The sequence below is a fragment of the Tenacibaculum sp. 1B UA genome, from assembly GCF_033978845.1.
Lineage (GTDB): Bacteria > Bacteroidota > Bacteroidia > Flavobacteriales > Flavobacteriaceae > Polaribacter.
In genome coordinates, this window is the sequence record NZ_JAKVUA010000006.1 from 13,895 (window position 1) to 36,607 (window position 22,713).

Genomic DNA, 22,713 nt, shown 5'->3' on the forward strand with positions numbered 1-22,713 from the left:
AGCCACCAAGACTAACGTATACTCTTTTTTCCATACATACTTTTTATCCATACTTTATTTTTTTAGTTAATTATTGTTTTGGTTTTTCGTAGAAACTATTGGCTAATGATGCTTCATTTAACAAAGGCATTTTAAACTGAATTGGTTCTTTTGCTGGTTTTGTTGGTTGCCCTTTTTCATCTTTAGCATACCAAGTTATGGATTTTGGTAACAACAAACCGTTAACATTTTCCCAATCGTTGTATCTTATAATTTTGTACGCATCTGCTGGTTCTTTACTAAAAAAGGTTACCGTATACCCTAACCATGCCATTTGTTTTGTTTCTGGATGGTAAAATATAAAATAATTATCATCTGGTGAAGTTCCTACGTTGGCTTTATATGAAATTTTTATTCCTGGGTATGTTATTCCTTCAAAAGTTAAGGATTCTGTTTCTGAATATACAATTCCGTCATCAGCTAACACAAAAGGCATTGCGTAAAAATAAAAATATAGGTTATAATAAAACTCAGGGTTTCCTTTAAACGCTGTTGAGTCTTGTTGTTGTAGCCACACTTCTTTTCCATCAAACCCTAAAGAATACTTTGGAGAATTCACTACTATTTTTCTTGAATGTAAATCTGTAGTATGTTCTTCATTTTTTAATGTGAATGACAATGTTTTCTTTTTTTTCCATTGTGCTATTCCTCCGTGCTTTTCAAGAACTTCTTCTAATGCTTTCGGATATTTTAACGTTGATACCTCTTCTTTTTTAATTGTTTCCTTTTTAACTTCTTTTTTACAGGCTATTGAAAAAAGAGCTATGGTTATTAGTACTAGTATTTTTTTCATCATAATTGGTTTGTTTTAATTGGTCGAAACTGCCACTAAAAATTACAGTAAAAATAAAAAACTCTCTAAAAATACATTCAGAGAGTTTTATGTTAACTATAAAAATTGAATGAATTATTCATCCGTTAGGCTCTCCATAAAAGCTATTAGGTCTTCAATTTCTTTTTCTGACAAATTCAATTTATCTGACGGTAAGGTTTGATTTGGCACTTCATACCCTAATCCTTCTCCTCCACCTTTATTATAAAAATCAATTACTTGCTCTAAAGTTTCATATACCCCATTATGCATATAGGGAGCCGTTTTGGATATATTACGAACGGTAGAAGTTTTGAAAAAGTATTTTCGTTCTTCAGTTTTAAATATATCATAAGCTCCTAAATCATCATCTAACTCAGTTTCTTTCATATTTGGAACTCCAATAGATTCTACTTCTGTTTCCGTAAAATTAGGTGGAACTGTTCCGTTAAACACTGGTGGAAAGTGACATGTTGCGCATTTTGCTTTCCCCATAAAAAGATTAAACCCATTAACTTCAGAAGTTGTTAAATTATTTTCTTTATTGTTGATATTCTTATCAAATTTAGAATTAAAATCACCTAAACTTCTGATGTAGTTCGCTATTGCATTTCTGATATTGAAATCAGTTATTTTTCCATATAAATCAGTAAAAGACTTTGTATATACACTGTCATTTTTTACAGTTTCCGTCAAATATTCTAAGCTGGTATGAAACTCATTTTTGTTTTCCACCACTCCAACAATTTGCCCCTCTAAACTTCCCGCTCTTCCATCATGAAAAAAAGTTTGTTGATAAGCAGCATATAGCAATGTTGGAGTATTTCTTTTTTGCTTCGGAAACGTTGCTAATCCATCAGTAAAAGCCTTGTCTTTAATATGACAAGTAGCACAGCTCATCACTCCATCTTTAGATAAGTTTTTATCATTAAACAACTTTCTTCCTAACGCTATTTTTTCATTAGACATCGCCTTTTCTAACTGATGATAGTCATTAAAAAAATCAACATTAAATGTTTCTTTAGAAAATAATGAAGTGATGTTATTATTGAACGCCATAGTTAATGGAAATTCTACTTTCCAATCTTCTGAGGTTTTTACCAACAGCTCTAATTGTTTATGCGCATAATTTTTAATAAAATTATAACGATTAAACGACTCAAAATTGTCTTTTTGCAATACTTTTTGAGCCATCTGCAATTCGTTTACAAAATCAACATATAAATTATCTTTTGAAAATTCCTTTTTATATACATCTATAATAAACAGTAAAGTTTCATAATTTGTTTTAGCCTCTATTAATGATTGTTCTAATACTGGTGAGTCAAAACCTGTAATTCCTACCAAAGCTATGCGTGTTATTTGATCTCGTAGCAACCATAAAATATGATGTTTTTTTAAATACAGTGTATTATTTTCAGCTATTAATTTAAGTCTATTTGTAGTTGCTTTTACTATGTTATCAACCTCAATAGTATCAACCTTATCCTCATATAATAATTCTTCTATAACTTGAAACCCGAAAGGATTTCTTATTTTAATATCTGTTGCATCTTCTTCTTCTACCTTTAAAATATTCGGAGCATTTAAACTCTTATAATTTTCTTTATCAACAAAGGCCAATATTGGTTCAATTAACTTAAACTCTTTTCTTGCTAATTTGTATTTTTTCAATTTTTCTGAAGCCTCATCAACAGCATTAATTTCTTCTAAATCTGAAATACAGCTGTCAAGATGTTTTGAATAGTATTCCTGAACTTTAGCTACTAAAGCTCGATTATCTAGCTTTGAATAGCTTGTTGCTTTTTCTTGTTTACAACTAATTATAGACACCAGAAAAAGACACATAATAACATGTGCCTTTTTAATTTTTTGAAAATTGTTTTTCATTATCTATCTAATCCTTGAACAATGTATAATTGACTTCCTTCTTTAGAAGTTTCAGCTGCATCATTTGCTAAAGGATCTGTAAAAGCTCCACCATCAGCAGGAATCCATCCGTGGTTTTGAGTAATTAACAAAAAAGTATTACTTACTCCAATAGTTTTAGAAATATCAATCATACCTGTAATCTCCCATGCTTTTTCTTGAAAAGAACGTCCGTAACCTTGAGCAGAAGCTGCAACCTGATCGCACTCTAATACCTTCTTTAACTCTTCTGTTTTTAAATTATATTGATACAAACTTGCAGCGTGGTTCTTTTCACCATCAAAATATCCATTTGGATCTTCTTGAATATACGCGTAGTTTTCTGTTACTACGATATTATCTGGACTATGAAAAGCACTTGCCTTACCATCTAACTTATCACCATCTAATACACATGTAATTTTTGCTGCTCCAGTAGGATCATTTTCATTTAACTCTACTTTATATACACGTCCGTAAATACTTCCTTTCCCCACTAAACCGTCTTTTTTACGACCCGTAACACAAAAATAGATTTCACGGTTATTTTTAGCAGAACCTCTTCTCCAATCAATATCTTCTAAACGAGAGAATCCCATCACTCCTTTTTCTTTAGCTTCAGCATCTAATAAATCGATATTCTTTTCAGTTAACTCAACAAAAGAAGCGTTATAAGTTGCCCCCTCTTTCATATCTACCTCATACGTAATACCTTCACCAGTCACTTTTAATCCGTATAATTTACCACCTTCTAAATCTCCTCTATCACCTACATACATTCCTAATTGACCTGAAGGAACTTCATTATCTGAATGATCATCTCCAATAAATACAACGGTTTTATCTGCGTATGCATCTTTACCAATTGCTACTGCATTTTCTGTTGACCATTGCCCCATAGCTGTTAACATTCTTGGTGAACTTGCTGCTGAAGCATTTTTTGAAGGATCGGTTGCGAAAACTCCTTTAGAAGCTCCTCCCCATTCTCCACCAGATAAATATAATGGGCCAAAGCCATGTTCTGCCTCTGTAATTAATGAACCTGAACACTGTGCTGTACTAGCTGTAGCATTTGCATTTAAAATATATTCACCATGTACAGGCTTAAAAGTTTTATCTAGCTTTATACGAGCAATTGAATAATCTGCCTCAATATTATTAATTAAAGTATAAGTTCCATCTGAATTTCTCATTAATCCAGCACCATCAGCCATAGAACCATACACAAAGTTTGGTGTATCTTCTAACTTGTCTTCAGAAGACAATAAAGGAAAAATGTTTACTCTAGAAAACTCTGATTCTAATTTTAAGAAGTTGGGAGTTTTAGAATGTGCTTTTAATTCTATTGAATCTCCATGGTTAGGTGTACTATCAGAGTCACACGATGTTAAAGCTATTGCGCTACAAACACCTAAGAGCCCTAATTTAAGTAAGTTTTTCATTATTCTGTTAATTTTTGTTTTATACCCGCAAATCAACAACACTTACTTTAAGAAGTTCTTAGTTGTAGTTTAAATCTACCTCATCAAAATGTTACCAACTTTAACTAAACTTAAACAACTTTAAACAACAATTTTCGTAAAATCCTGTAAACACTAGTTATTACCGTTACAATCCTTAACCATCTCTTAACTTACTTAACTCATATTACTTCTTGGTACACCTCTTTTTCTAACAAAAAAAAGAGCACCTTTAAAAGGTACTCTTAGTTTGCATCAAAATTTTACTTTGGTTAGAGTAAAAAATCATTTTGTTTTTCTTTTTCTTCATAGAACTTTCCCTACGACGTGATATAATTCCCCATTTTATATCTTACCTTATTGAAGGCTTAAGTTTTAACCGAGACAAAAATAAGTCGTCTAATTTTCTTTTTGGTAAGTCAGTGACTTACTTTTAGTAAGTCACTGACTTACTTTTTCACCAAAATGAGGTAAAAAAGGCCTCAAAAGCCAAAAATTTTGTTAAAACAGAAATTATTTAAAATTTTATATATTTGCTTTTTATGAAAAAAATGAATTTACATATAACACAAGAGCTTGTAAGCTTAACATGTAGTTTTCGTGGGAATCCTGATGAAGGAATCTTCCGAAACCGGACGTTGTATGTTAATTATAATGAAAACTCAAATATGATTTAATTATAAAAACTAATGATATACAAAGCGTCCAATTAATTTTGGACGCTTTTTTTTATATTTTTTTGAAAATGGATTTTAATTTAAAACATACTAAAAACTCTTAATTGAACTCTAAGCTACTAACGTACAAAACGTTAAAAAACTACTAGTTATCTGGATATTATCCGGACAGCCCTCACTCACCTTAAACATACATCAAGAACCTGATTACCAATTAATTAAACACCCTGAACACTTGTTTTATTATAAAAATTTCGTATATTTGTACCATACTTATTAAGATATGCTTAATTGGTATTATTAACAAATAATAATTTAAAACTATGGTATTAACTAACATAAACAGAAGTATCAGCTTAGCTTATGGAAAAGGAGCTGGTTACACAGCAAAAAAAGACAAGGATGTTTATTGTGGAGCAAAATATTTAATGAGGAATTAGTAATTATTCTACACTTATATATAACACAAAAGCGTCTTTTTAAAAAAGACGCTTTTTTTTATTAAAAACACATTTTCAACAAGTTAAAACTTGTATAATTCGTTTTTTTTCACTATATTAAGGAGACAAAATAAATGCTATGAAAACATTAAAATTGCACATACTAAATGAAAAAGAACGTTTACTCATTCAACAAGAACGCTTACTAAAATTACATTCATTATTTATAATGATGTCACTATTTTAGAATCAAAATCAACTAGCGTTCACCTCAAAATTGCAAACGCTTCCTTTATGACAAAGTAGAATTCCCTGAAGTCTGTTGTACTCAATAGGCCTTAGTAGTAACGCATCTTCATGAATTGATGTTTCAATCAATTTAATTCTACCTACTACCCAAACACTTGGGTTAGATGACTATTGCCTCATTTTTAAAATGAAGTAATACACACGAAAATTTATTTCGATGCTATACGAGCTGCACATGCGGCTAGGAAAACTATTGTCAAAATTTAAAAATTGAAATTATGAGAACTTTAAAATTTACACTACTAATAAGCACGTTATTTTTGTTAACTACAAGTTGTACAGACTTAACAGAAGATATTGTACCAAACAACACTGTTAACCAAACAGAATTAGTTAATTCTATTAATATTGATAACCCTCTTGACCTAACATCTATAGATGGAGATACAGGTGGTAATGATACAGATACAGATGATGGTGGTAAAGGAAATTAACCTTTACCAATTAACTAAGCCTCTAACAAATGTTAAAGGCTTTTTTTTTAGATTTGTTTACTTTATAAAATTAAAATGATAAAAAAAATTATTCTATCTTTTTTGTTAATTATATTCTCAAAAAATTGTTTTGGTTATAACTTAAATACTTTCATTATTCAAAGTGATAGTATTGATATTTGGATTAATAAATCCAAAAATAAAAAGCTAGACATTAATAATAAAAAAAATCTACTTCTTAAATCATATCAACATATTTTAAACAACAACTTAAAAAGACCTCTAGATTTAAGTTCTATAGCTTATGAATATTATAAACTAAAAGATACTTCTTTATTTAAAAAAGTAAATCATAAAGCTATAGAAATCTCTCAGACTCAAAAAGACTATTATGCCTTAGGTGATGCTTATTGGAATTTTGCTACATATTTTGTTAGAAAACAGAATTACCCTAAAGCTTATTATTATTTTAACAAGGGCTATGAAGTTTTTGATAAAGTAAAATATAAATATGAAAGAGGAAAAATGTTATATGGTATGGCTAGAATTAAAGGTAGATACAGAGATTACACAGGTGGTGAAGTACTACTCATTAAAGCTATTAAAATTTTTAAAGATACTAAAAGTAACAAAGAGCTATATAACGCATACAACTTGCTCGGTTTACTACAAGAAGATGTTAAAGAATATGATAAAGCTTTATTTTATCATAATAAATCACTTGAGTACTTTTCTAAATTAGAAAGTAAAGAACAGGTATACTCCGCTAAATATAATAACATAGGTAATGTTTACAGAAAAAAAAATCTTTATAAAAAAGCTATTGAAGCCTATAATAAAGACCTAAAAAAGAGAATAAGACCCCTTCACTATGCTACACTTCTTGACAACAAAGCACACTGCAAACTCTTAATCAGTGACACTCTAAATATTAAAAAAGATATTTACAAAGCATTAGCAATAAGAGATAGTTTAAAAAATAAAGAAGGTATTTTAGCCTCTAAAATCCATATTTCAGATTATTATAAACACACCAAAGACACCACTAAGGCGCTGCAATATGCCAAAGAAGCTAATTTATTAGCTAAAGAATTAAAAAATGGAGGAGATTATTTAACTACTTTACAACAACTTGCCAATTTAGACAAACAAAATTCTAAAAAATACTTAGATCGTTACATAGAGTTTAACGATAGTTTAATTAGTGCTGAACGTAGAATACAAAACAAATTTACGCGTATTGAGTTTGAAACAGATCAATACATTGAAGAAACCGAGCGCTTGAGCCAACAACGTATATGGATTCTAGCAACTAGTTTTGCAGGTCTGTTAGTTCTTAGTTTATTATATTTTTTGCGTGTACAAAAAGTAAGAAATGAAAAATTAAAATTAGAGGCTGAGCAACAAAAAGCTAATGAAGAAGTATATGTATTAACCCTACAACAACAGGCTAAATTAGAAGAAGAGCGTGTTAACGAACGTAACCGTATTTCGGCAGAACTTCATGATGGTGTTTTAGGAAAACTTTTCGGTACTCGAGTAAACCTTGGTTTTTTAGCTATGCAAATGAAACCCGAAACTCTAGAAAAACACCAAGCTTTTTTAGATGAGTTACAAGAGATAGAAAAGGAAATTAGAGATGTTTCTCACAGGTTAAGCGACAATTTTGATAGTTCTAATATTAACTTTACAACTATCTTAACCCAACTTTTAAAAGATAGAAGTACTATTGGTAATTTTACTTATAAGTTTAACTTTGATAAAACCATTCCATGGAACAAAATTAACGAGGTTACTAAAGCTAACGTATACCGCATCATTCAAGAAGCTTTACAAAATATTATAAAGCATGCTAAGGCAAAAAATGTTACCTTAGACGCTTCTTTTAAGAAAGAAGAGCTCATTATTTCGTTAAAAGATGACGGAATTGGTTTTAATGCCGAGAAAAAGAAAAAGGGAATTGGAATAAAAAATATTACAGCAAGGGTACAAAAACTAGGTGGTACTTTGGAATTTATCTCTAAAGAAAACCAAGGAACTACACTTGTTATTATAACCCCTTTTAATACTAAAAATGGAAAGTAAAAAGTATAATGCTTTAATAATTGACGATCATCCTTTAATATCAGAAGCCTACAAAAGTGCTTTCGCTTATATTGAAAGTCAAAATGAAAACATTTCTTTTCATATTCAAATAGCGAACAATTGTGGCGATGCCGATGAAATTATTGAGGCGTGTTCCTCTTCTAACCGATCTATTGAGATTATCTTTTTAGATATTAGCTTACCTCCGTTAGAAGAAAAAGGCATTTTATCTGGTGAAGATTTAGGCTTGATTATAAACGAAAAACTACCTGAGTCTAAAATTATTATCTCCACTACTTTTAACGATAATTATCGAGCACATAGTATTTTAAAAAACATAAACCCTGATGGTTTCTTAGTTAAAAATGACATTACCCCAGTAGAGTTAGTTCATGCTATTGAAGAAGTACTTAACGACCCTCCATACTACAGTAAAACAGTAATGAAAATGTTAAGAAGCCAAGTATCCAATGAATATTTTTTAGATGATTTAGATCGAAAAATTTTGTACGAATTATCTATTGGTAATCGTGTAAATAAACTACCTAACATCCTACCTTTATCATTAGCCGCTATACAAAAAAGAAAACGACAGATGGCTAAAATATTTGAGGTTGATAATTCTGATGATCGCGATTTGATTTTAATAGCAAAAGAAAAAGGATTCTTGTAAGAACCCTTTTCTTTATTTTATAATTTGTTATCAATTATACTCTGTACCACTTCAGGATTTAAGAGTGTAGAAACATCTCCTAAATTATCTAATTCATTATGTGCAATTTTTCGAAGAATACGACGCATAATTTTTCCTGAGCGTGTTTTAGGCAGTCCTGCCGTGAACTGAATTTTATCTAACTTCGCTATCGGACCGATATGCTCCGTAATAATTTGATTTATCTCTTTACGTAAGTTATCTTGATTTCTTACCTCTCCGGTTTCTTTCAAAATCACATAACCATATAAAGCGTTTCCTTTTACTTCGTGTGGAAAACCAACTATAGCACTTTCAGCAACTGCAGGATGCTCATTAACAGCATCTTCTATAGGTGCAGTTCCTAAATTGTGCCCTGAAACAATAATTACATCATCTACCCTACCTGTAATTCGGTAATAGCCTACCTCATCACGAAGTGCTCCATCACCTGTAAAATACATAGCATCAAATGCAGAGAAATATGTTTCTTTATAACGCTGATGATTCCCCCAAATAGTTCTTGCCATAGATGGCCAAGGATATTTTATACATAATCTTCCATCAACCTGATTTCCTTTTACTTCTTTTCCATTTTCGTCCATCAACGCTATTTGAATTCCTGGTAAAGGCAATGTTGCGTAAGTTGGTTTTGTTGGAGTGATATAAGGTAAAGGAGAAATCATGATCCCGCCAGTTTCTGTTTGCCACCAAGTATCTACAATTGGACTTTTCTTTTTTCCTACATTATCATTATACCAGTGCCATGCTTCTTCATTTATAGGCTCTCCTACCGTTCCTAACACTTTTACGGATGAAAGATTATGGCTATCTACAAAATCTAAACTCTCTTTTGCTAATGCTCTAATAGCTGTTGGTGCTGTATAAAATTGATTTATGTTGTGCTTTTCTACAATTTCCCAAAAACGACCGAAATCTGGATAACTAGGCACTCCTTCAAACATTACACTTGTTGCTCCGTTTGCTAGAGGCCCGTACACAATGTAACTATGTCCTGTAATCCAACCAATATCTGCAGTACACCAATACACATCATTTTCTTTATAATTGAATACATTTTTAAACGTGTACGCTGTATTTACCATATAACCCGCTGTGGTATGTAACATCCCTTTTGGACTTCCTGTTGAACCAGAAGTGTATAAAATGAATAATGGATCTTCAGCATCCATAATCTCTGGAACACAATCTTGATAAGCTTCTTCTAATAAAGGTGCTAACCACTTATCTCGTCCTTCTTTTAATTGAATATCTGAATTAATTCTTTTAGCAACTAATACATTTTCTATAGTAGGACAATCTTCTAATGCTTCATCTACAATACTCTTTAAATCAATAGTTTTTGTCCCTCTGTAAGAACCATCTGAAGTAATTACCATTTTTGCTTCGCAATCATTAATTCTTGTGGATAATGCTGTTGATGAAAATCCTGCAAAAACAACTGAGTGTACTGCTCCGATTCGTGCGCAAGCTAAAACCGAAATAGCTAATTCTGGAATCATTGGTAAGTAAATACAAACTCTATCTCCTTTCTTAATTCCGTGGTCTTTTAAAACATTAGCAAACTTACAAACACGTTTGTGTAGTTCTTTATAAGAAATATGTTGAGCATCTTCTTTTGGATTGTTGGGCTCAAATAAAATAGCTGTTTTATCTCCTCTGATATGCAAATGACGGTCGATACAGTTTTCTGTAATATTTAGCTTTGCTCCTTCAAACCATTTGAATTTAGCTTTCTCAAAATCATAGTCTAAAACGGTGTTCCATTTTTTTCTCCAAACAAAGTGTTCTTCTGCTATTTCTTCCCAAAATAATTCTGGATTTCTTACTGATTTTCTATATACTTGAAAATATTCTTCTAATGTTTTTACGTGGTAGTTACTCATTCTTATACTCCTTTTTATTTTAGCTTAAGCTACTAAAATAAATCATTTTTAATTGTTTATCAACTTATTAATTCTTCTTCTTAAAACATATACTAACTTTCATCTTCTTGTTGCAATAAACGTGAATGTATAATAAAACGAACTCCTAAAGGGATTTCTAATGAAAAACTTGCTCCTCTTCCTTCAGTTACATCAATGGTTAAGTGCGTGTGCTTCCAATATTCATATTGATCTTTATTCATATAAAAGGGGACTTCATCTAATACACCTAACAGAATATCACTTTCATCTAAATACATTTCATCTTTAGGAAAAATCATTGGAGACGAACCATCACAACACCCTCCACTTTGATGAAAAATTAATTCGCCATGTTGCTTTTTTAGTTTTTCAACTATTTCTTTTGCCGCATCTGTTATTGCTACTCTTTGCATATTACATATTTTAATTATAAAATACTGAGCTTTAAAAGCTCAGTATTTTCAAACAACTAAAAGAACCCTAATTTGTTTTTATCATATGATATCAACATGTTTTTAGTCTGGCGATAGTGGTCCATCATCATTAAGTGGTTTTCCCTACCAAATCCTGATTTTTTATATCCTCCAAATGGTGCGTGCGCTGGATAAGCATGATAGCAATTTACCCAAACTCTCCCTGCTTTAATTGCTCTAGGAATTTGATATAACTGATGTGCATCTCGTGTCCACACTCCTGCTCCTAATCCGTACATGGTATCATTTGCTATTTCTAGCGCTTCTGCTTCATCTTTAAACTTTGTCACACACACTACAGGCCCAAAAATTTCCTCTTGAAATACACGCATCTTATTGTGTCCTTCTAGAATAGTTGGTTTAATATAAAATCCATTTGCCAACTCTCCTTCTAGTGTATTAGCTTCTCCTCCACATAGCACTTTCGCTCCTTCTTCTTTTCCTATTTTAATATACGCTTGAATTTTTTCATATTGATCATTTGATGCTTGTGCTCCTACCATTGTGTTTACATCATACGGACTTTTTTGTACAATTGCTTCTGTTCTTGCCACCACTCGCTCCATAAACTTATCATAGATGTCTTCTTGTACTAAAATACGTGAAGGACAGGTACAAACTTCTCCTTGATTAAAAGCAAACAACACTGCTCCTTCAATTGCTTTATCTAAAAAAGCATCATCTTCATCCATTACACTGTTAAAAAAGATATTTGGAGACTTACCTCCTAATTCCATCGTAACTGGATTTAAGTTTTTAGAAGCATACTGCATTATTAACTGTCCTGTAGTAGTTTCTCCTGTAAATGCTACTTTATCTATTCTTGGGCTTGATGCCAATGGTTTTCCTGCTTCTGGACCAAAACCATGAACTACATTAATAACTCCTGGAGGAAAAACATCGGCTATTTTTTCCATTAACAATGTTGCTGATGACGGAGTTTGTTCTGCGGGTTTTAATATTACACAGTTACCTGTAGCTAATGCTGGTGGCAACTTCCACGATAACATTAAAAGAGGAAAGTTCCAAGGAATAATTTGCCCCACAACTCCCAAAGGTTCTTTAATGTTCATTGATAAAGTATTTTGATCAAGCTCTGTTGCACTTCCTTCTTCTGCTCTAATGGCTGCAGCAAAATAGCGCCAATGATCTACTGCCAAAGGAACATCAGCATTTAATGTTTCTCGTATTGGTTTTCCATTATCACAGGTTTCTACTAATGCAAACTCTTCTAAATTTGCTTCAATTATATCTGCTACTTTATTTAGCAATAAAGCTCGTTCTGCTGCTGATGTGTTGCCCCAACTTTCCTTTGCTGTATTTGCTGCATCTAAAGCTAATTCTATATCTTCTTTTTGTGATCTTGGATATTTTGCTATGATACTATTATCAACTGGAGATTTGTTTTCAAAATATTCTCCACCCAAGGGAGACACAAACTTTCCATTAATAAAATTTGCATAGCTGTCTTTAAATTTTGGTTTCGTGTAACTCATAAAACTTTGTATTTTTGTTCTTTACTTAAACTAATTTACCCGAAATAACACTTCTACAATCAATTTGTATCAAAAATAAATATTTCGTAATTTTTGTAAAATTAAAATATCATATAGTCAATATATTGAACGTATTTATTAAATTGTAACACATATCTATTATCTCAAAAAAAGGATAAATAGATTTTTGTACTATTGATTATGAACCATTTATTAAGTCGACATAAAGAAAGTAGAAAACTTACTACTTTAATAGAGAACAGAACTACGTATAACGCTGAATATGCTGAGTTAAATATTTTTGAGACTCATAAAAGTGCTGAACAAGTCTCTTTGACTTTTGATTTTCCTGTGATTGCAAGTATGCTCACTGGAAAAAAAGTAATGCATTTAGAAGGTATGGAACCTTTTGATTTTTTCCCTGGTGAATCTGTGGTAATGCCAACTAATAAAGAAATGGTTATAGATTTTCCCTTGGCTGAAAAAGACAATCCCACTCAATGTTTGACTTTAGGTATTGACTCTGATAAGATTGATGAGATAGTAGATAAGTTTAATCACAATGTTACTATAGAGCGCGAAAACAATAATTGGAAATTAAACGAAACTTCTTCTCACCTTGTTCATAATACGGATATTAATCATTTAGTTGGACGTTTGGTACATACGTTTACCGATCAAAACAAATCTAAAGACATTCTTCTTGATTTAATGATTCAAGAACTTATTGTGAGATTATTACAAACTAAGGCTAAAGCTTTTATCTTAAATGATCCTTCTGGCACGCTTACAGATACACGTATAGGAATGGTTATTAAATTTATAAAAAACAATCTTACTAATAAAGATATTACTGTTGAATTGTTAGCTAAGAAAGCTTGTATGAGTACATCTCATTTTCATAAAAAGTTTAAAAACACCTTAGGAATCTCTCCTATTGATTATATAAATTCTGAAAAAATTAAATTTTCTAAAAAACTTATAAAGCAATCTAAAAACCTACGAATCTCTGAAATAGCTTACAAATCTGGTTTTAATAACATTAGCTATTTTAACAGACAGTTTAAAAAAATGGAGATGATTACTCCTCAGCAGTTTAAAAAGTCTTTTATAAAAGAGTAAATCATCAGCTTTTTTCAAAAAACTTTTATAGCTACATTTGTTTGATATGATGATATCTCTTTTTCTAGATATTTTAAGTACTAATTTGTACATAGTCTTACTCTTTTTTATTGTGGCTGTTCTATACTCTTCTGTCGGATTTGGTGGTGGTTCCAGTTACTTGGCTGTTTTAGCACTCACTGGCTTACTTTTTACACAGATAAGAGCTACAGCATTACTTTGTAATGTAATGGTTGTTACAGGTAATGTTTTACTCTACATACAACAAAAACAATATAGCTGGAAAAAGGTTATTCCGCTTACTTTATTTAGTATTCCTATGGCTTTTTTAGGTGGATATTTACGTATAAGTCAAACGTTTTTCTTTATCCTGTTAGGTTTTACGTTACTTTTTGCTGCTATTACTATGTGGATTTCTAATAAAGTAGTTACCAAGAATAACAAAACTACCGATTTGAACTTGATAAAAAACGCCAGTTATGGCGGAGTTATTGGTTTTATCTCTGGAATGGTTGGAATTGGTGGAGGTATTTTCTTAGCTCCATTACTTCATTTAACCAATTGGGACACTCCTAAAAAAATAGCTGCTACAGCAAGCTTTTTTATTTTGGTAAATTCAATATCTGGCTTAATAGGTCAATATACAAATCCTGAGTTTTCTATTGATTGGAATTTAACTTCTATTTTATTAATTACTGTTTTTATTGGCGGTCAAATTGGTAGCAGAATGAGTAACCAATTCTTTAGTTCTACGCAACTAAAAAAAGCAACCGCTATTTTGATTGCCTTTGTAAGTATTCGGATTTTAATTAAGTATTTGTTTTAGCTAATATAACATACATTATTCTTTATAAAAAAAGCAACGTAAATACGTTGCTCTTTCATCCCCTAAATATAGATAACTATCTTCTTAGCCTAACCAAGCATTCATCATCCACAATGTTTTTTCTTGTTCTGCAATAAAGTCACTCATCATTGAGTTTGTTCCTTCATCTTCAGATTTATCAGACAAATCAAGAATTGTACGTTCTATTTTTAATAATTCTGATAGTGAGTCAATAATTAACTTTACCGCTTCAACATCATTTGAAATATTTTTTCCTACTGGTACTCTTGATACACTAGTGTAGTCCTCAAAAGTATGTAAAGGTGTTCCTTGTAATGTTAAAATACGTTCTGCAATTAAGTCTACTTTTTCTTGTGCATCCGTATAAAATTCCTCAAACTTCATATGTAACTCAAAGAAGTTTTTCCCTTTAATATTCCAGTGTAACCCTCTTGCATTTTGGTAATACACTTGAAAATTTGCTAGTAATGTATTTAACTCATTTACTAAGTTTTCGGTTTTTTGTTTATCTAATCCTAAAATTGTAGTTGACATATTGTTTTGATTTTAAGTTTTTTACTTTTTCTACTACAAATTTAAGGTAAGTTTTAACAGTTTTACCATAAAGGTAATCGATTGTTTTAATATCTTTATCAAAAATTATTATTGAAATGACTATTACACAACTAAAATATACACTAGCTGTTGCAGAGTATAAAAACTTTACCGTAGCAGCAGAGCATTGCTTTGTTACTCAACCTACTTTGAGTATGCAAATTCAAAAGTTAGAAGAAGAATTAGATGCTAAAATTTTTAATCGCTCAAAAAAACCAATTGAATTAACTGAAGTTGGTAAACGTATTGTAGAACAAGCTAAAGTTATTGTTGATGAAAGTAATCGTATTATTGACATTGTGCATCAACAAAAAGGGTATGTAGGCGGTGAGTTCAGACTAGGAATTATCCCTACAGTTATGCCTACGCTACTACCTATGTTTTTAAAAACTTTTAGTAAAAATTACCCTAAAGTTCAATTAGTTATTGAAGAACTAACTACTGAAGAGATTGTTAGGAAATTAATGGATGGTTATATTGATGCTGCTATTGCTGCTACTCCACTAGAAAACGAAGCAATTAAAGAACGAGTTTTATACTACGAGCCTTTTGTTGGTTTAGTTCCTAGTGAGCATCGTTTATTTAAACAAAAGAAATTAAAGGTTGATGATTTAGAAGTTGATGATATTTTATTATTAGAAGACGGGCATTGTTTTAAAGACAGTGTAATTAACCTTTGTAGAACTAATAAAAGAAGTTCAACACACCACTTTCAACTAGAAAGTGGAAGTTTTGATACACTTATTAAATTATCTAAAGACGGTTTAGGAATGACGTTACTTCCTTACTTAAATACTTTAGATTTAAACGAACGAGATAAAACTCATCTAAGAGAATTTGAAACTCCTTCTCCTGCACGTGAGGTTAGCTTAATTTATCACAAATCTCAGTTAAAGATGCAATTGATTGAAGCTTTAAAAAGCACTATTGATAGTGTAATTAGAGGCGCTATTGCTTTTAGTGATGTGGAAATTGTAAGTCCACTTCAGAAAAAATAAACCTCATTAAGCTAACATTTTAAAATAACTGACCTAGCTATGGGATGGAAAATATCATGCGTAATTATTAACTCTAACAAAGAAATAGAGAAAGAAAAACTCTTAAATAGTATCGGTTTTCATAATCTAAAAAAAATAGTTCCTAAAACGTTTGAAGAGGTTATGTTACCTCCTGTTAATACCGTTTATATTACAAAATACAAAGGAAATTGGATAATATGTGAACAAGAATTACCCATAAAATCATTTGAAGAAAACACTTCCTATGAGGAAAATACACTATCTGATTTTTTCCCTGATACAGAAATATGTTCTATTGCTCTTCAAAGCACTGTTAATTTTTGGGGATATTCTGTTACTAAAAATAATCAAAAATTAAGGGTTAAAGGAGGAACATCAGAACTAGGCACCTTTATTGATTTCGGTAAACCTCTTAAAGAGGAAGAAAAACTATTATCTAAGTCAAAAATAGATGAAAATGGAAATAGGTTTTATAATTTCGATGATTTTACTGAAGGAGAATTTACTGAAGATCAAGTAGGTGAAAATTTTGTATTTGAGTTATGTACAAGGTATTTTGGAAAGCAATTGGATTCAGATGATGAGTTATTATTTGATACTAATTTCGAAGGATATAGTTTTTCAAAAACATCTACTAACATAAGAAAAGTTTCTTCTCCTCTTGATAACTTAAATAAAAACACTCAACTAAACACGAAATTTCTAAAGTATCTATTATTTATAGTTGTAATAATCATTATACGCCTAATTCTAAAAAACACATAAAAAATCCCGCTAATAGCGGGATTTTTTATTTTTTATCGCCATGCGATTTAGAAACTATATTCTGATAATGGTTTCGGAAAATCTTCGGGGTTTGCTGCCAAATGATAGCGAGGATCATCTACTGCTTCTTCTATAACATCTGCAAAGATTGGACTTGCCTTATATAACAACACCTTACAATCTTCACTTAAATGTTTTAAGGTTACCTTTTTCCCTGCCTTTTGATATTTTTCAACTAATATAAAAATAGCTTCAATAGCTGAATGATCGGAAATACGAGATTCTACAAAATCAATCTCAACATTCTCTGGGTCATTCTTAATATCAAACTTTTCATTAAAAGCTGTAATACTTCCGAAGAATAAAGGTCCCCAAATTTCGTAAACCTTAGTTCCATCTTGTTTAAAACGTTTCCTTGCTCTAATTTTCTTCGCATTCTCCCATGCAAAAACTAATGCTGAGATAATTACCCCAACAAATACAGCAATTGCTAAATCAAAAATTACTGTTACTGCAGATACTATAATTAACACAATTGCATCTGATTTTGGTATTTTGTTCATAATTCTAAAACTAGACCATGCAAATGTATCAATCACCATCATAAACATTACTCCTACTAAAGCTGCAATAGGCACTTGCTCAATATACTTATCAGCAAAAAGGATAAAAACTAATAAGGTAACTGCCATCATAACTCCTGATAAACGTCCTCTACCTCCTGCATTAATATTGATTACAGTTTGACCAATCATACCACAACCACCTGTTCCTCCAAACAATCCACTTAACATATTTCCAGCTCCTTGTGCTACACACTCTTTATTACCATCACCTCTAGAATCAGTTAATTCATCCACTAAATTCATCGTCATCAACGTTTCAATCAACCCAACTGAAGCCGCTAAAAAGGCATACGGTGCTATAAACTTTAAGGTATCTAAGTTGAATGGCAAATTACTCCAAAGCTCTGCTAAATTCATTTTCTTAGAAATTTCATCAAAACCATTTAAACCAGCTCCTCCTCCATCTCTAATAAAATCTCCAACATTTATAGACTCTAATCCACCGAAAATAGATACAAACGTAACAATTAAAATAGCTGTTAACGCTGCTGGTACTTTTGTTGTTAATTTTGGAAGCAACCATATAATTAACATTGTTAGTAACACCAAGCCTATCATAGTATATAGTTTTGTTCCTTGCAAAGTAGACTTTACCACTCCACTATCTTTTACGGAATAGAATCCGTCATTTTCTATATTAAAAACAACCTTTTTTGTATTTGCATCAAAGACTTGCGTATCTGACTTTACAAAAACTTCTTGGTTTGTTTTATTGTTGATAATTGAACTTCCTTTGATTGAAAACAACGCAGCATTTGAAACTAAATCTTGCACTTCGTTATCAGCAATTTTATACACCAATTCTTTCGATTCGGTTTTACGCATATTTTGCCCGAAAACATCCTTCTTATTTTCTTTGAACATCCCCAACTGAGCTATAAATATAACTACCGCTAAACCGTTTACAAACCCCATCATTACTGGATGTGGAATTAATCGAACTAACTTCCCTAACTTAAAAACTCCTGCAAGTACTTGAATGACTCCCATCAACACTACAGCTGCTAATAAATAAAAGTACCCCATATTTTCTACAGGTGTATCAAACAGTAATCCCTTTGCATGTCCTTCTTGTATCATATTTACAAAAATTACAGCCACAGCACCTGCTGCACCAGAAATTAACCCAGGTCTACCACCAAAAACTGCTGAAACAATTCCTACCACAAAAGCTCCAAATAGCGCTACAATAGGACTAATTTGAGCCACAAAAGCAAAAGCTACCACTTCTGGTATCATTGCTAACGATACTGTAATACCTGCTAAAGAATCGTCTTTTATGTTAATCTTCTTACTTTTAATGTATTTCATCATAATTTCTAAGAGTCTTTTGTAAAAGTGCGCAAATGTAAAGATAATTTTATAGACCTAGTTTTAGGTTTCATTAAGTTTAATTTTGTCAGCGTTAATTTTTGCCTTAATTTTGAACGTTGAACTATCAAACCAATTTGGTAGCAACAAATGAGCAGAAAAACACTACTTACTTCAAAAGAAATTGAAATCATTCTGCATCGATTAGCATGTCAGTTAATCGAGAATCACAACGATTTTTCTAACACCGTTTTAATAGGGTTACAACCTAGAGGTTCTTATTTAGCTAATCGGTTAGCTAAGTTATTAAGAGAAGAATATGATATTAAAGACCTAAATTTAGGCTTGTTAGATATTACTTTTTATCGTGATGATTTTCGCAGAAGAGAAGAACCCTTAGAGGCCACTTCTACACAAATTGACTTTTTAATTGAAGATAAAAAGGTCGTAATTATCGATGATGTATTATTTTCAGGAAGAAGCGTTAGAAGTGCCTTAACAGCACTACAATCGTACGGAAGACCTGATAATATTGAGTTATTAGTATTAATAGATCGTCGTTTTAGCCGTCATTTACCAATTCAGCCTAATTATAGAGGAAGACAAGTAGATGCCATCAATGAAGAAAAAGTAGTTGTGAACTGGCAAGAAACTCATAAAGAAGATACAATTTACCTTGAACCCAAGCCCTCAAAGCTTGATTAGTTATGATTAAAAAAACAAACTAAAATGAAGCAGTTAAGTGTTGAACATTTATTAGGAATTAAATACCTTAACAAAAATGACCTTGAGCTTATTTTTGAAACTGCTGCTCATTTTAAAGAAGTCATTAACCGACCTATAAAAAAGGTTCCTTCGCTACGTGATATTACCATCGCTAATTTATTTTTTGAAAATAGTACACGTACAAAACTTTCTTTTGAATTAGCTGAAAAACGTTTATCTGCAGATGTTATTAATTTTTCTGCAGGACAATCTTCAGTAAAAAAAGGAGAAACTTTGATTGATACTGTGAACAATATTTTATCAATGAAAGTTGATATTGTTGTGATGCGTCATTCGAATGTTGGAGCTGGAATTTTCTTATCAAACCATGTAGATGCTAAAATTATTAATGCCGGTGATGGTACACATGAACATCCTACACAAGCATTATTAGATAGTTTTTCTATGCGAGAAGCTTTAAATAGCAACTTAAAAGGAAAGAAAATTGTAATTGTTGGTGATGTCTTACATTCACGTGTAGCTTTGTCAAATATTTTTGCACTACAATTACAAGGAGCCAAAGTAAAAGTTTGTGGACCTAGTACCTTAATTCCTAGATATATTTCTAGTTTAGGTGTTGAAGTAGAAACTAATCTAAAAAAAGCTTTAGATTGGTGTGATGTTGCTAACGTATTACGTGTGCAATACGAACGTATGGATATAAAATATTTTCCATCAACTAGAGAATACACACAGCTTTTTGGTATTAACAAGGAAATTTTAAATAATCTTGGCAAAAAAATTGTCATAATGCACCCTGGGCCTATTAATAGAGGGGTAGAACTAACAAGTGATGTTGCCGACAGTGATCAATCAATTATTCTAAACCAAGTAGAAAATGGAGTTGCTGTTCGTATGGCAGTTATTTATTTGTTAGCACAACAAATAAAAAGATAGTCATGAACATAACTGATAAACCTGCTTACACTATAATTACTTCTGAAAAGAAAACATTTTCTAGTTTCTTAGAAAACTTTGATAATGAATATGTAAACCTTACAGGAAAAAACCTAATTGTTGTAATTTCAGAAGAATTTAATGCCTCTAACAAAAATATTTTATTATTTTTGAAATACGCAGAAGAACATCAAAACAATGGCACATCTTTTGTAGTTGTATCTAAAGATGTTACTATTGATGATTTTCCTGAGACTTTTAACATTGTTCCTACATTAGTAGAGGCAGAAGATGTTATAGAAATGGAAAATATTCAGCGTGATTTAGGTTTTTAACCTTAAGTTTTAATAATTATCCATCCCCTAAACGATAATTTATGGTAAAAAAAATACTTTTTATAACTTTTTTCTTAACTATTTCTGTTGTTTTTTCACAAGAAAAATCAATTAATAAGTTAATAGCATCTCCTAATCCTTTTACAAACAATACTACTATTTACTTTAATGCTAAACATAGTCAAACAGTTATTTTAACTGTTAGAAATGTACTAGGTAAAACCGTTTATAATAAAGAACTTAAAGTGGTTAAGGGTCGTAACTCTTTTCCTTTTCAACGTAATGACTTAAAATCTGGAATGTACATTTATGCAATACAAAGTAATAAAGAGATAATTTCAAAACGCTTTGTAATTAAATAAATGAGTTTACACTTAACTGTTTTAGGTTGTCATTCTGCTACTCCAAGAGCTAATGCCTATCCTACCGCTCAATACTTAGAAATTAACAATCGTCATTTTTTAATTGATTGTGGAGAAGGCACACAACGCCAAATGCGAAAATACAAGGTTGGTTTTTCAAAAATAAACCATATTTTTATTTCTCATTTACATGGTGATCATTTTTTTGGTTTGGTTGGACTTATTGCTACTTTTGGGATTCTAAACAGAGAAAAAGAGTTACATATTTACGGTCCAAAAGGAATTAAAGAAGCAACAACACTTCAGTTAAAAGTTTCAAAATCTTGGACTAAATATCCTATTATTTTTCACGAATTAGAATCAAAAGAAAGTGAGCTTATTTTTGAAGATGATAAGGTTTCTGTAAGAACCATTCCTTTAAATCATAGAGTTTATACTAACGGTTTTTTATTTACTGAAAAACCTAAACTTAGAAAGTTACACATTGAGAATATTCAACAGTATGATGAAATAGAAACCTGTGATTTTCATAACATTAAAGCTGGTAAAGACTTTACACTCTCTACGGGTGAAATAATTTCTAACGAAGAACTTACTATTGATTCACCCAAACCTTTAAGTTTTGCTTTTTGTAGTGATACCAAATACAAGCCAGATATTGTTCCTATAATTAAAAATGTAGACTTACTATACCATGAAGCTACATTTTTAAAAGATAGAGAAGATTTATGTGATAAAACAAAACACTCAACAGCAGAACAAGCTGCCTCTATTGCTAACCAAGGAAACGTAAATAAATTAATTATTGGGCATTACTCTAGCAGATACAAAAACATTAACGATTTTAAAGTAGAAGCTCAAACAGTTTTTAAGAACACTGAATTAGCTGAAGCAGGAAAACGATACAGTACTAATTCTTTTCCTGTGGAGATTTTAAATTAATACTGCTTTGTTGATAAAAGTACCAAAGTACACGCTATTTCACTCTCAATCCCATTTTCTTTTAACAATTTTATAAACTCTGTATTTTCCGTTCCAGGGTTAAATATTACCCTACAAGGCTGTAAGTAAATTATATACTCATAATATAATTTCTGACGTTTAGGGTTTAAATATAAAGTCACAGTATCAATATCTTCAAAAAAAATATTTTCTGTTTCAATAGCTACGTTTGCTACACTTCCTTTTTGTAAACCAATTGCTACAGTTTCTATACCACTATTTCTTAACCTTTTAATAGCTATATTAGAATATCTAGAAGGCTTTAAAGAAGCTCCCAGCACCAAAGTACGTTTTTTCATTTTCTGTTAATAATACGT

General features: G+C 31.0%; 21 protein-coding genes. 12 read left to right on the forward strand and 9 right to left on the reverse strand.

Translation table 11 applies throughout. From position 1 onward, the window contains the following. Nucleotides 1-70 precede the first annotated feature (70 nt). The 3 genes from MK851_RS06560 to MK851_RS06570 all read right to left on the reverse strand — a co-directional run bounded on the left by MK851_RS06560 (nt 71) and on the right by MK851_RS06570 (nt 4,200). On the reverse strand, nt 71-835 hold the full coding sequence (locus tag MK851_RS06560; RefSeq protein ID WP_320242532.1) for a DUF6503 family protein: 765 nt from the start codon (nt 833-835) through the stop codon (nt 71-73). 111 nt (nt 836-946) lie between these two features. Further along, on the reverse strand, nt 947-2,740 hold the full coding sequence (locus tag MK851_RS06565; protein ID WP_320242534.1) for a cytochrome-c peroxidase: 1,794 nt from the start codon (nt 2,738-2,740) through the stop codon (nt 947-949). Next, a complete protein-coding gene (locus tag MK851_RS06570; RefSeq protein WP_320242536.1) occupies nt 2,740-4,200 on the reverse strand; it encodes an alkaline phosphatase PhoX in 1,461 nt (486 codons plus the stop codon). Before MK851_RS06570 ends, MK851_RS06565 begins: the two co-directional genes overlap by 1 nt. A gap of 1,662 nt (nt 4,201-5,862) precedes the next feature. Here MK851_RS06570 and MK851_RS06575 point away from each other — a divergent pair. The 3 genes from MK851_RS06575 to MK851_RS06585 all read left to right on the forward strand — a co-directional run bounded on the left by MK851_RS06575 (nt 5,863) and on the right by MK851_RS06585 (nt 8,836). Then, nucleotides 5,863-6,078, forward strand: coding sequence for a hypothetical protein (locus MK851_RS06575; RefSeq protein ID WP_320242538.1), 216 nt, complete (start codon nt 5,863-5,865; stop codon nt 6,076-6,078). A gap of 75 nt (nt 6,079-6,153) precedes the next feature. After that, nucleotides 6,154-8,163, forward strand: coding sequence for an ATP-binding protein (locus MK851_RS06580; RefSeq protein ID WP_320242540.1), 2,010 nt, complete (start codon nt 6,154-6,156; stop codon nt 8,161-8,163). Further along, nucleotides 8,153-8,836 (forward strand): response regulator, encoded by a 684-nt coding sequence (locus tag MK851_RS06585; protein WP_320242541.1) that lies wholly within the window; start codon nt 8,153-8,155, stop codon nt 8,834-8,836. The genes MK851_RS06580 and MK851_RS06585 overlap by 11 nt, the downstream gene beginning before the upstream one ends. A gap of 17 nt (nt 8,837-8,853) precedes the next feature. Here the strand turns inward: MK851_RS06585 and acs are convergent, their stop codons facing one another. From acs to MK851_RS06600, 3 genes are all read right to left on the reverse strand, one after another. Further along, nucleotides 8,854-10,761: an acetate--CoA ligase gene (gene acs / locus MK851_RS06590; RefSeq protein WP_320242543.1), complete on the reverse strand. Its 1,908-nt coding sequence runs from the start codon at nt 10,759-10,761 to the stop codon at nt 8,854-8,856. A gap of 92 nt (nt 10,762-10,853) precedes the next feature. Further along, nucleotides 10,854-11,195: a DUF779 domain-containing protein gene (locus tag MK851_RS06595; protein ID WP_167714001.1), complete on the reverse strand. Its 342-nt coding sequence runs from the start codon at nt 11,193-11,195 to the stop codon at nt 10,854-10,856. Between the two features lie 56 nt (nt 11,196-11,251). Further along, nucleotides 11,252-12,751, reverse strand: coding sequence for an aldehyde dehydrogenase family protein (locus MK851_RS06600; RefSeq protein ID WP_320242548.1), 1,500 nt, complete (start codon nt 12,749-12,751; stop codon nt 11,252-11,254). Between the two features lie 201 nt (nt 12,752-12,952). On the opposite strand from MK851_RS06600, the gene MK851_RS06605 reads away from it, so the two are divergent. After that, nucleotides 12,953-13,873, forward strand: a complete 921-nt coding sequence (locus MK851_RS06605; protein WP_320242550.1) for an AraC family transcriptional regulator — start codon at nt 12,953-12,955, stop codon at nt 13,871-13,873. 49 nt (nt 13,874-13,922) lie between these two features. Beyond that, the gene (locus MK851_RS06610; protein WP_320242706.1) at nt 13,923-14,699 is read left to right on the forward strand and encodes a sulfite exporter TauE/SafE family protein; all 777 of its coding nucleotides are present in this window, start codon (nt 13,923-13,925) and stop codon (nt 14,697-14,699) included. Between the two features lie 84 nt (nt 14,700-14,783). On the opposite strand, the gene MK851_RS06615 is transcribed toward MK851_RS06610, so the two are convergent. Continuing rightward, complete coding sequence (locus MK851_RS06615; protein WP_303506469.1) at nt 14,784-15,254, reverse strand: Dps family protein; 471 nt, start codon at nt 15,252-15,254, stop codon at nt 14,784-14,786. Between the two features lie 116 nt (nt 15,255-15,370). Here MK851_RS06615 and MK851_RS06620 point away from each other — a divergent pair, with 116 nt between their 5' ends. Both MK851_RS06620 and MK851_RS06625 read left to right on the forward strand, forming a co-directional pair. Beyond that, complete coding sequence (locus MK851_RS06620) at nt 15,371-16,312, forward strand: hydrogen peroxide-inducible genes activator (protein WP_303506467.1); 942 nt, start codon at nt 15,371-15,373, stop codon at nt 16,310-16,312. 39 nt (nt 16,313-16,351) lie between these two features. After that, nucleotides 16,352-17,098 carry a hypothetical protein gene (locus tag MK851_RS06625; RefSeq protein ID WP_320242554.1) on the forward strand — a complete coding sequence of 249 codons (747 nt, stop codon included), beginning with the start codon at nt 16,352-16,354 and terminating at the stop codon, nt 17,096-17,098. Between the two features lie 47 nt (nt 17,099-17,145). Here the strand turns inward: MK851_RS06625 and MK851_RS06630 are convergent, their stop codons facing one another. Further along, nucleotides 17,146-19,038: a SulP family inorganic anion transporter gene (locus MK851_RS06630; RefSeq protein WP_320242555.1), complete on the reverse strand. Its 1,893-nt coding sequence runs from the start codon at nt 19,036-19,038 to the stop codon at nt 17,146-17,148. 147 nt (nt 19,039-19,185) lie between these two features. Here MK851_RS06630 and pyrR point away from each other — a divergent pair, with 147 nt between their 5' ends. From pyrR to MK851_RS06655, 5 genes are read left to right on the forward strand one after another with little or no spacing between them, the layout of a single operon-like run. Continuing rightward, nucleotides 19,186-19,740, forward strand: a complete 555-nt coding sequence (pyrR, locus tag MK851_RS06635; RefSeq protein WP_320242556.1) for a bifunctional pyr operon transcriptional regulator/uracil phosphoribosyltransferase PyrR — start codon at nt 19,186-19,188, stop codon at nt 19,738-19,740. A gap of 24 nt (nt 19,741-19,764) precedes the next feature. Beyond that, nucleotides 19,765-20,697 (forward strand): aspartate carbamoyltransferase catalytic subunit, encoded by a 933-nt coding sequence (locus MK851_RS06640; RefSeq protein WP_320242557.1) that lies wholly within the window; start codon nt 19,765-19,767, stop codon nt 20,695-20,697. Nucleotides 20,698-20,699: 2 nt separating this feature from the next. Next, nucleotides 20,700-21,032, forward strand: coding sequence for a hypothetical protein (locus MK851_RS06645; RefSeq protein WP_320242558.1), 333 nt, complete (start codon nt 20,700-20,702; stop codon nt 21,030-21,032). A 41-nt stretch (nt 21,033-21,073) separates the two neighbouring features. Next, a complete protein-coding gene (locus MK851_RS06650) occupies nt 21,074-21,394 on the forward strand; it encodes a T9SS type A sorting domain-containing protein (protein WP_303506455.1) in 321 nt (106 codons plus the stop codon). After that, nucleotides 21,395-22,336: a ribonuclease Z gene (locus tag MK851_RS06655; RefSeq protein ID WP_320242561.1), complete on the forward strand. Its 942-nt coding sequence runs from the start codon at nt 21,395-21,397 to the stop codon at nt 22,334-22,336. Here MK851_RS06655 and MK851_RS06660 read toward each other — a convergent pair. Continuing rightward, nucleotides 22,333-22,695 carry a CoA-binding protein gene (locus MK851_RS06660; protein ID WP_303506451.1) on the reverse strand — a complete coding sequence of 121 codons (363 nt, stop codon included), beginning with the start codon at nt 22,693-22,695 and terminating at the stop codon, nt 22,333-22,335. The two genes, MK851_RS06655 and MK851_RS06660, sit on opposite strands and share 4 nt — an antisense overlap. Between the last annotated feature and the right edge of the window lie 18 nt (nt 22,696-22,713).

What these genes read in the sequence shown, in the direction of transcription:
- MK851_RS06560 (WP_320242532.1), bottom strand. Translation starts at nt 835, where the DNA reads ATGATGAAAAAAATACTAGTACTAATAACCATAGCTCTTTTTTCAATA.
- MK851_RS06565 (WP_320242534.1), bottom strand. Translation starts at nt 2,740, where the DNA reads ATGAAAAACAATTTTCAAAAAATTAAAAAGGCACATGTTATTATGTGT.
- MK851_RS06570 (WP_320242536.1), bottom strand. Translation starts at nt 4,200, where the DNA reads ATGAAAAACTTACTTAAATTAGGGCTCTTAGGTGTTTGTAGCGCAATA.
- MK851_RS06575 (WP_320242538.1), top strand. Translation starts at nt 5,863, where the DNA reads ATGAGAACTTTAAAATTTACACTACTAATAAGCACGTTATTTTTGTTA.
- MK851_RS06580 (WP_320242540.1), top strand. Translation starts at nt 6,154, where the DNA reads ATGATAAAAAAAATTATTCTATCTTTTTTGTTAATTATATTCTCAAAA.
- MK851_RS06585 (WP_320242541.1), top strand. Translation starts at nt 8,153, where the DNA reads ATGGAAAGTAAAAAGTATAATGCTTTAATAATTGACGATCATCCTTTA.
- acs (WP_320242543.1), bottom strand. Translation starts at nt 10,761, where the DNA reads ATGAGTAACTACCACGTAAAAACATTAGAAGAATATTTTCAAGTATAT.
- MK851_RS06595 (WP_167714001.1), bottom strand. Translation starts at nt 11,195, where the DNA reads ATGCAAAGAGTAGCAATAACAGATGCGGCAAAAGAAATAGTTGAAAAA.
- MK851_RS06600 (WP_320242548.1), bottom strand. Translation starts at nt 12,751, where the DNA reads ATGAGTTACACGAAACCAAAATTTAAAGACAGCTATGCAAATTTTATT.
- MK851_RS06605 (WP_320242550.1), top strand. Translation starts at nt 12,953, where the DNA reads ATGAACCATTTATTAAGTCGACATAAAGAAAGTAGAAAACTTACTACT.
- MK851_RS06610 (WP_320242706.1), top strand. Translation starts at nt 13,923, where the DNA reads ATGATATCTCTTTTTCTAGATATTTTAAGTACTAATTTGTACATAGTC.
- MK851_RS06615 (WP_303506469.1), bottom strand. Translation starts at nt 15,254, where the DNA reads ATGTCAACTACAATTTTAGGATTAGATAAACAAAAAACCGAAAACTTA.
- MK851_RS06620 (WP_303506467.1), top strand. Translation starts at nt 15,371, where the DNA reads ATGACTATTACACAACTAAAATATACACTAGCTGTTGCAGAGTATAAA.
- MK851_RS06625 (WP_320242554.1), top strand. Translation starts at nt 16,352, where the DNA reads ATGGGATGGAAAATATCATGCGTAATTATTAACTCTAACAAAGAAATA.
- MK851_RS06630 (WP_320242555.1), bottom strand. Translation starts at nt 19,038, where the DNA reads ATGATGAAATACATTAAAAGTAAGAAGATTAACATAAAAGACGATTCT.
- pyrR (WP_320242556.1), top strand. Translation starts at nt 19,186, where the DNA reads ATGAGCAGAAAAACACTACTTACTTCAAAAGAAATTGAAATCATTCTG.
- MK851_RS06640 (WP_320242557.1), top strand. Translation starts at nt 19,765, where the DNA reads ATGAAGCAGTTAAGTGTTGAACATTTATTAGGAATTAAATACCTTAAC.
- MK851_RS06645 (WP_320242558.1), top strand. Translation starts at nt 20,700, where the DNA reads ATGAACATAACTGATAAACCTGCTTACACTATAATTACTTCTGAAAAG.
- MK851_RS06650 (WP_303506455.1), top strand. Translation starts at nt 21,074, where the DNA reads ATGGTAAAAAAAATACTTTTTATAACTTTTTTCTTAACTATTTCTGTT.
- MK851_RS06655 (WP_320242561.1), top strand. Translation starts at nt 21,395, where the DNA reads ATGAGTTTACACTTAACTGTTTTAGGTTGTCATTCTGCTACTCCAAGA.
- MK851_RS06660 (WP_303506451.1), bottom strand. Translation starts at nt 22,695, where the DNA reads ATGAAAAAACGTACTTTGGTGCTGGGAGCTTCTTTAAAGCCTTCTAGA.